The sequence below is a fragment of the Clostridium sp. genome, assembly GCF_016650095.1.
Lineage (GTDB): Bacteria > Bacillota > Clostridia > Clostridiales > Clostridiaceae > Clostridium_AD.
The window spans coordinates 1-7,905 of the sequence record NZ_JAENWL010000154.1; the positions used below are offsets into that span (position 1 = coordinate 1).

At 29.3% G+C, this 7,905-nt stretch carries 7 protein-coding genes and 1 other annotated feature; of the genes, 2 read left to right on the forward strand and 5 right to left on the reverse strand.

Annotated features, from left to right (window positions below; all coding sequences use genetic code 11):
• Window positions 1-1,062: 1,062 nt before the first annotated feature.
• Window positions 1,063-1,506 (reverse strand): VanZ family protein, encoded by a 444-nt coding sequence (locus JJE11_RS10310; protein WP_291635235.1) that lies wholly within the window; start codon window positions 1,504-1,506, stop codon window positions 1,063-1,065.
• A 151-nt stretch (window positions 1,507-1,657) separates the two neighbouring features.
• Window positions 1,658-1,909: a binding site (T-box leader), on the forward strand.
• A 104-nt stretch (window positions 1,910-2,013) separates the two neighbouring features.
• On the opposite strand from JJE11_RS10310, the gene asnA reads away from it, so the two are divergent.
• Complete coding sequence (gene asnA / locus JJE11_RS10315; RefSeq protein WP_291635237.1) at window positions 2,014-3,036, forward strand: aspartate--ammonia ligase; 1,023 nt, start codon at window positions 2,014-2,016, stop codon at window positions 3,034-3,036.
• Between the two features lie 180 nt (window positions 3,037-3,216).
• Here asnA and JJE11_RS10320 read toward each other — a convergent pair whose 3' ends face one another.
• From JJE11_RS10320 to JJE11_RS10330, 3 genes are all read right to left on the reverse strand, one after another.
• The gene (locus JJE11_RS10320; RefSeq protein ID WP_291635239.1) at window positions 3,217-3,531 is read right to left on the reverse strand and encodes a YbjQ family protein; all 315 of its coding nucleotides are present in this window, start codon (window positions 3,529-3,531) and stop codon (window positions 3,217-3,219) included.
• Window positions 3,512-3,739 carry a hypothetical protein gene (locus tag JJE11_RS10325; RefSeq protein ID WP_291635241.1) on the reverse strand — a complete coding sequence of 76 codons (228 nt, stop codon included), beginning with the start codon at window positions 3,737-3,739 and terminating at the stop codon, window positions 3,512-3,514. Before JJE11_RS10325 ends, JJE11_RS10320 begins: the two co-directional genes overlap by 20 nt.
• A gap of 159 nt (window positions 3,740-3,898) precedes the next feature.
• On the reverse strand, window positions 3,899-4,210 hold the full coding sequence (locus tag JJE11_RS10330; protein WP_291635243.1) for a hypothetical protein: 312 nt from the start codon (window positions 4,208-4,210) through the stop codon (window positions 3,899-3,901).
• A gap of 248 nt (window positions 4,211-4,458) precedes the next feature.
• On the opposite strand from JJE11_RS10330, the gene JJE11_RS10335 reads away from it, so the two are divergent.
• Window positions 4,459-7,008, forward strand: coding sequence for a YceG family protein (locus tag JJE11_RS10335; RefSeq protein ID WP_291635245.1), 2,550 nt, complete (start codon window positions 4,459-4,461; stop codon window positions 7,006-7,008).
• Between the two features lie 116 nt (window positions 7,009-7,124).
• On the opposite strand, the gene JJE11_RS10340 is transcribed toward JJE11_RS10335, so the two are convergent.
• Window positions 7,125-7,905: TerD family protein (locus tag JJE11_RS10340; protein ID WP_291635247.1), on the reverse strand; the 781-nt coding region annotated here is incomplete at its 5' end.

Here is a 7,905-nt window from a genome sequence, read left to right on the forward strand (position 1 = left end):
ATTTAGAGCAACTTTATACTGAAAGTAAGGCTAATGTTCATATGAAGATTAATAATGCTATACAAAGGCTTCTAAGAGTAATAAAGCTATAATTCATAACAACATATCACGTGAGTCATATTTAATAAGATTCTCGTATGATTTTTTTTGTTTCTCAAACATCTAACGTTTAATCTATTCCTATCCCTTTTGGATATTTATTTAGACTTTTTATCTTAATATTTATACTTTGTTAAATGAATAAAAATATATAAAATAATTCCATTTACTCATACTATCTGGATTAAGTAGGTTAATACATAAATAGCCCTCAAAGAAAATTCGTCCACACTTAACCTCAACTTTATGGTTTTAATGTGGATAACACTGTTCATAACTATATTTATATTTTATGAATATGTTAAATGTGCGAATTTTCATCAACACATAATCCCTTATATTTCCATAAATTTAAGCCTTTAATTAAAACTCGTTAGAGTTTTAACTTCCTACTATGTTAGATTCTAATTAAGTTCTTGCTCCAAACACCCCACAACCCCGCATTCCAGCGTCACCCAATTTAATATAGTTCTGCTTCCAAACCCTCTTTTTATCCCAAAATAACCCAAACCCAAAATCAAATCTTTATTTAAATTCTAATAAAGTCTTGCTTTTATCACGCACCAAATCCACCTTAACCCTTGCAATCACTCACTTCATCTTCATCTTTTACCCAAAATCCTTTTCACGCTCTTTTTTCTCTCTTTTTTCCACCATTATTTCACCCAAAACTCTCCGTAGGAGTCCATCTTTTCTTCCATCTTTATATCTCATTTTCTTTCTAATTATAGGTTTACTTCTCTGTTCCTAAATGCTATGTAAGCCTTTATTTGTTTAGGTTTATGTCATGCTATTGAACCTATCATTATCCCTTTCGGGATGGTTTTGAGGGACATTTAGTCGGGGGTTTTATCGAGGATTTCTTCGAGGGAAAGGTAGGGTAAAAGCGGAAAAAGCTAATCGAGAGTGGGGGGCCGATTAGCTTTTGGAGCAGAACTTTATTTTAATTTCGTCAGGACTTTATTAGGTGGAGCAGGTCTTTTTTTTAATGTGACAAATATACATAGTCAAAAAAGCTGTAAGTCCTCCACAAGTATCTACTAATACATCTCTAAAAGCAGGCCCTCTACCTGGAACAAAAGCTTGATGAAACTCATCAGAGCATGCGTATAGAAACACAATTAATATGCTCCAAATAAAAGCTTTAGTATTTCTATTTTTGTTTGTATTTATAGCCCTATATGACAGAACATACAAAATAAAATATTCAGTAAAATGTGCTGCTTTTCTAACTATAAAATCGCTCAAAGTTCCAAATAAACTATTTAAGTCCAATCCTATCAAGTCAAATACATATATAACAAATTTATTATTTTTACTAGATGCTTCTCCCACCTGACTAGAAAACATAAATATTAATATCATCCATCCTGCGACTAAAACCCAATTTATATATTTCTTTTTCATATTATAAACCCCTCAAGTATTCCAATATTTTTTTTATTAATACTTTAATTATGATTTAAATAAATATACTTGTCAATATTGCTTATTAAAAATATTCATTTTGCATGTTGACAAATTGCACCTTGCAAGTTAGAATGATTGTAAGTTATTTATAAAGACTATGACGAGAAGAGTAAATATAGGAAGTAGTTAAAGCGAGTGGACGATAGTGGAAGTTCCATACGAAGTCTATATTGAAGAACATCTCTGAGTTTCCAGCTGAAATCCTTGTGAAATTAGGTATGGACGGATCCTAACCGTTATATGCAGGACAGTATCGAAACTTTATTTCCGTACTGATTAAGAGTGAGCTTTTTTAGCTAATTTAGGTGGTACCACGGAAGTCTAACCTTTCGTCCTATATACAGGATGAAAGGTTTTTTGTTTTTTGTTTCTATTTTAAGAATATATAGCATGGCCATGCTAATCACAACAATAAAATTACAAAACTACTAGGAGGTTTTATTTATGATAACTTACAAAAAAGATCTTGCAATTCCAACAGGGTACAAACCACTTCTCGGATTAAAAGATACGGAAATTGCAATTAAACAAGTAAAAGATTTTTTTGAAAATAGAATATCAAAAGAGTTAACTCTTACAAGGGTGTCAGCTCCTCTTTTCGTAAAATCTGATACTGGAATAAATGATAACTTAAACGGTATTGAACGTGTTGTTTCATTTGATATGAAAGCCTTATCTGATACGAATATTGAAATTGTTAATTCTTTAGCTAAATGGAAGCGTATGGCTCTATATAGATATGGCTTTGAGATAGGAGAAGGTTTATATACGGATATGAATGCTATAAGGCGTGATGAAGATTTGGATAACCTTCACTCTATATATGTGGACCAATGGGATTGGGAAAAGGTTATTCCAAAAAAAGAAAGAACAATAGACAAATTAAAGGAGATTGTAACTAGTCTTTATAAAGTTTTTAAAGATACTGAAGATCATATCAATAAATTATATCCTAAAATAGAAAAATTTTTACCTGAGAAGATCTTCTTTATAACGACACAAGAACTCGAGGATTTGTACCCATCTCTTACTCCAAAAGAAAGAGAAGATGCTATATGTAAAGAAAAAACTGCAGTATTTATAATGAAAATTGGTGGAATCCTAAATTCGGGAGAAAAGCACGATGGTCGAGCTCCTGACTATGATGATTGGTCACTTAACGGAGATATAGTTTTCTGGAATCCATTACTAGAAAAAGCCTTTGAACTTTCCTCTATGGGAATAAGAGTTGATGAAATAGCACTAAGAGAGCAACTTAAATTAGCAGGTTGTGAGGAGCGGTCCTCATTTAAATTCCATAAGCTACTACTAGAAGGTAAACTCCCTTATACTGTTGGCGGTGGCATAGGTCAATCTAGAATATGCATGTATTTTCTAAATAAGGCACACATTGGAGAAGTTCAAGCTTCCATATGGACAGATGAAATGATAGATGATTGTATGAAAGAAAATATAGTTTTACTATAAGGGATTAAATTCAAATGTGACAATTTGGCTATCAATAAAAACTTAATATCAGATAAAAATCAGATAGCTATAGAAAAACGCTGTAAATAACTAATTATTTACAGCGTTTTTCTATAGCTCTTTATATAAGTGACATTCAAGTAATAACAGGTTTTTCATGCCCCTAATAAATATAACTTATTATTTTTTAAATTTTACTGCTGTGCCACACACAATAACTTCTGCAGCTCCCTGCATTATAGCGCTAGTTGAATATCTTATATTAACAACACCATCAGCACCCATGCCTTCTGCTTCTTCAACCATACGTTTTGTACCTATAGCCCTGGCTTCATCCATCATTTCTGTGTAACTTTTAATTTCTCCTCCAACCAAGGTTTTAAACCCACTTAAAATATCTTTACCTATATTTTTTGACCATACAACTGAACCTTTAGCAATAGAAAGAGTCTCTATCTCTTTACCACTAATATAATCAGTATTTACTAATATCATTTTCATCGCCCCTTCTTATTTCCTTTATCCTATCATACATGTTATAGCCTAACACTCCTATAATTCCTATGAACATAATTACTACTAATGGTACTAAGAAAGATAGTCCTCCCTCTTCTGCCATCGCGTAAGAAATACCTATTGCATAAGCCCCAGATATTACAGCAAAAATTAGTGTTATAAATATAGTTATGATAATTTTTTTCATTTTAATTCCCTCATCCCAAAACTATTTACTATAAATATAATAGCATAAATATCATTGAATTAAAATTATATGTAGTATAATTTTACCACTATATATAATTTATATTAATAATACCATTAAAACATATCTATTTATAAAACATAATAATAAATTTTATTTTTACCCAAGGAATTCAGGGTCTTTTACATTGTCTGCTCTTATTGCTTTTTTCATTATAGTTAGATCTATAGTTTGATTGTTTTTATCAAAGGAACATGGATATTTGGTGCCACAATTATTACATTCTATGTATTCACTGAAACTAGTCTGCTGCCTATTATCAAATAAAAATGGAAGATTTTCTAATTCCTCATCCTCTATATTCGTATTTAAAGTGTCTATCTTATATGTATACAGATAAGTTGCTTCATGTTTCATCTCGAAGTTTTTGTTATTACATTTTGGGCACACTATTAATTCATTTATATTCAATTTAAAACTTCCTTTCTATTTTAGTATACTTATAGTATCGGTTTATTTATCTAACCTATTCTTCTTATTAGGCTGATAGTTTTATAGTATTTTTATACATTAAATGATAAACTAGTTATAGTAAATATGTATTTTTTAATAAAACAAAAACTATTTTATATTTAATTTTTTTTATATAGATTATATTGTATTTTTACTTCTATATCAATGTGTATTATAGCTGTGAAAATAAGATTGGGGGTTAAACTTTGATTAATACAAGAAAACAAATAAAGACATCTATTATAGAATCACAAAATTTATTTGAAGATATATTTGTTCCTTTAAATAAACGACAGGGATATATTAGATCAAAATCGCCATATATACCTGTCTACTTCTATAGATATATTGGCATTAGTGCAGATAAAGAAATCTATTATGAAAATTTACATAAACTAAATGATAAGTTGACTTCAATGAAAGTCCCTTATCTAAACTTTAGCTCGGGAATACCAATGAAAGTTTTGAACAAGGATATAGCACAAATCCCATGGAATGGATTTCTTAGTTCTAATTCACTTAAAAGAAGTGCTTTAATTAATATCCTTAAAACTAAAGGCCTACTCCCAAATTTAAAAGATAACTATTTTAATGATTATATTGAGAGTAGCTTTGATGAAACCTTAGCATTATATTTAGCAAATGAAAATAATATTACAGAAACTGTAATCAAGAACTTCGCTGTTAAATTTTTAGGATGGATTAAATCATTTGTTCCAAAATTATTCCAAAATTCCGATTATAATCCTAGTCCTGAAAAAAATATTATTAGTCCTAAAGTACTTTTCTATGGTGAGATAAAAACACACGAAATATATTTTTTAATGTTTTTATCTAAACTAGGTTGTGATGTGATTTATATTAATTCTGAATCCGATATGAATTTTCCCATAATTTACAAAACAAGTATTTATTCAAAACTCATAAAGCTTCCTAATAGTGCACCATTAATAGCTTTTAAGTTTACACAAAACCAGCTCAATACAAACGATAAAAAAGAAAAGATTAATAAAATTGAAAACCCTATTATACAAAACAAACAGCATGTTACAGAAAATACTGTTTCATCTTCAAAAAATATAAATTCATCTTCAGATACAATTTTTAAAGATTCTATGTATCCTATACTTAAAAACAGTATGAATATATTTGATGACCTAACACTGCCATCTAATAAGAGAATTGGGTTTATTGGTGGCTCTGTCCCTTCTATCCCAGTATATTTTTATAGATATATAGGAATTAAGCAAAACGAAGATGCTTATTATAATGATCTATTTAGATTGGACAAAACTCTTAGTATCTTGGAAAGTTTATATTTAAAATTTACACACTCTATCCCTATACGCACTGTTCCTAAATTAATAACTAGCACTTTAAATATATGGCAGTATGTAGATCCTTTCGATGCATCACTAACTAGTAAGCTATCTACTTTACTAATAGAACACAAAGTTTTCCCAACAAGTAATCATACTTTAAATTGCTCTATGGCAAGTAGTTTTAGCTATATATTAGATTTATACTGCAAAGAAGAAAAAAATGTATCAATATCTAAAATTAGAAATCTTTCTTTAAAGTTACTCTCTTGGATTCATGATTTTGTTCCGAACCTTATGAAGAATTTCGCCTTCCAAAATACTTCATCTGATGAGATTATAAGTCCTAAAGTTATATATTATGGCAATATTAAAAAACATGAGCTTTTATTTTTAATTTTTTTATCTAGATTAGGCTGTGATGTTTTATATATAAATTCCTTTAGTGATATGATTTTAGAGATTACAGAATGTAGTGAGTTATTTTCAAAGAGCTTTGAACTCCCTTATAAAGCCCCTTTAAAAGATTTTCCAAGAGAAGAATTACTTGTGAGACAAGAAACTGTTGCATTAAAAGCTTCAAAGGAATTATCAACTGCACTATATACAGACGAAGATGGCTTTTATAAACCTTGGCAATTTGAAGAATATAAAACTAATCCAACTACACTTAAAACTACCTTTTATGAACTTAAAGTTTTATGGAATGAACCTTCTAGCTTGCGTACAGGGTTTCTTGTGGAGAATAGCACCGTATATATTCCAAACTTATTTGCTAAAATAAGTGGCGTACACAGTGATTTAAGTTTATATTGGAAAGATTTTTTTCATTTGAAATCAGCGGAGAATACATTATTTATCGCCGAGGTTCCTTTTACTAATGTAACTTATGAAAAATCCGATTTATACTCCTTAGCCTTTATGCTTGATAATAGTGGTTTTGTTGATAAACAAAAAATACTAACCCATAGCAGTTATAAATTTTCTTATTTAAAAACTTCCCTGCAACATATTATAATAGATAAAATAAATTATTTGATGAAAACTGATATGCTAAAAAAAAGTATAGATAAGGAATTCAAATTAAAAATTTTAATGACAATTTTAAATCTTGATAAGAGCATACTACAGTTAATTCAGCAGTATGATTATCCATCAAAGATACCTAAACTACTTATTTATGATAATAATGAAAGTATTTTTAGTGATGAAGATTCCATTACTCTATGTTTCTTAAACCTATTTGGACTCGACATTACAATACTAACGCCTACTGGTTATAATAACATAGAAGAAAAAATCGGGAAAAAATTCTATGATACTCATAAATTAGAAGAAGTAAATTTCAATTTGCCCTTGCCTAATTTCAATGATGAAAAAAAATACACCAAAGAAAAAGCAAAAAGTTTTTTGTCTAATATATTTAATTTCAAATAATTATAAAAATCATCCTCAAAAAACCAATAAGGTACTTAATCATAAGTCCCTTATTGGTTATATATAAGTTTACTACAATATTCATATTAGTCACATACAAAACAATCAAGCAACTACTAAACCGTCTCTATTCCATAATTAGTACAGAGAGCTTCGAGTCCTCCTTTAAACCCACTACCTATACAATTAATCTTCCACTCATTCTTATATCTATATATTTCCACTACCACGACGGCTGTTTCTATAGATAAATCTTCATTGAATTTATAGTTTAAAATTTCTTGCTTTGTGTCACCAGCTATAATTCTAAAATATCCATCTGATACCTGTTCAAAATTTTGATGTCTTTCATCTGCTTCATATACTGTTACAGTAAAAGCTAATTTCTGAATGTGAGCAGGTATTAGATTTAAATCTAATTGTATGCTTTCATTATATGCGTCTTTAAGTGAAGTCTTATGGTCCTCGTTAATAGGTACCCCGCCACAAGTACTCTTAGTGTTTTCATAAAAAATAAAATCTTTATCTATTGTTTTATTATTTATATCTACCATAAATACCGATGCATCCAAATCAAACTCATCATTACAATTTAAGCTCGTATTATAATCTAACGTCACTATTAATTTTGAAAGATTTTTACAATTTTGGTTTAAGCTCAGCTTTTGACCTTTCCCCAGTTTAATGCTTTTCGTAACATCGACAAGTTTTCTTTTTCCCATGTTTTTATTTGGTTTTAATGGAGTATTAACTTTAGCCTCAGTAGTAGTTTGGGGCTGTCCCTTATTTGTACTGTGGGCATTATCTTTATTTGTATGCTGATATGCTCCTACTGCTATTTTTGAAATATTTTCCGGAGTAATTGCAGTCTCAACAATTAATTTCCCATATTGTTTC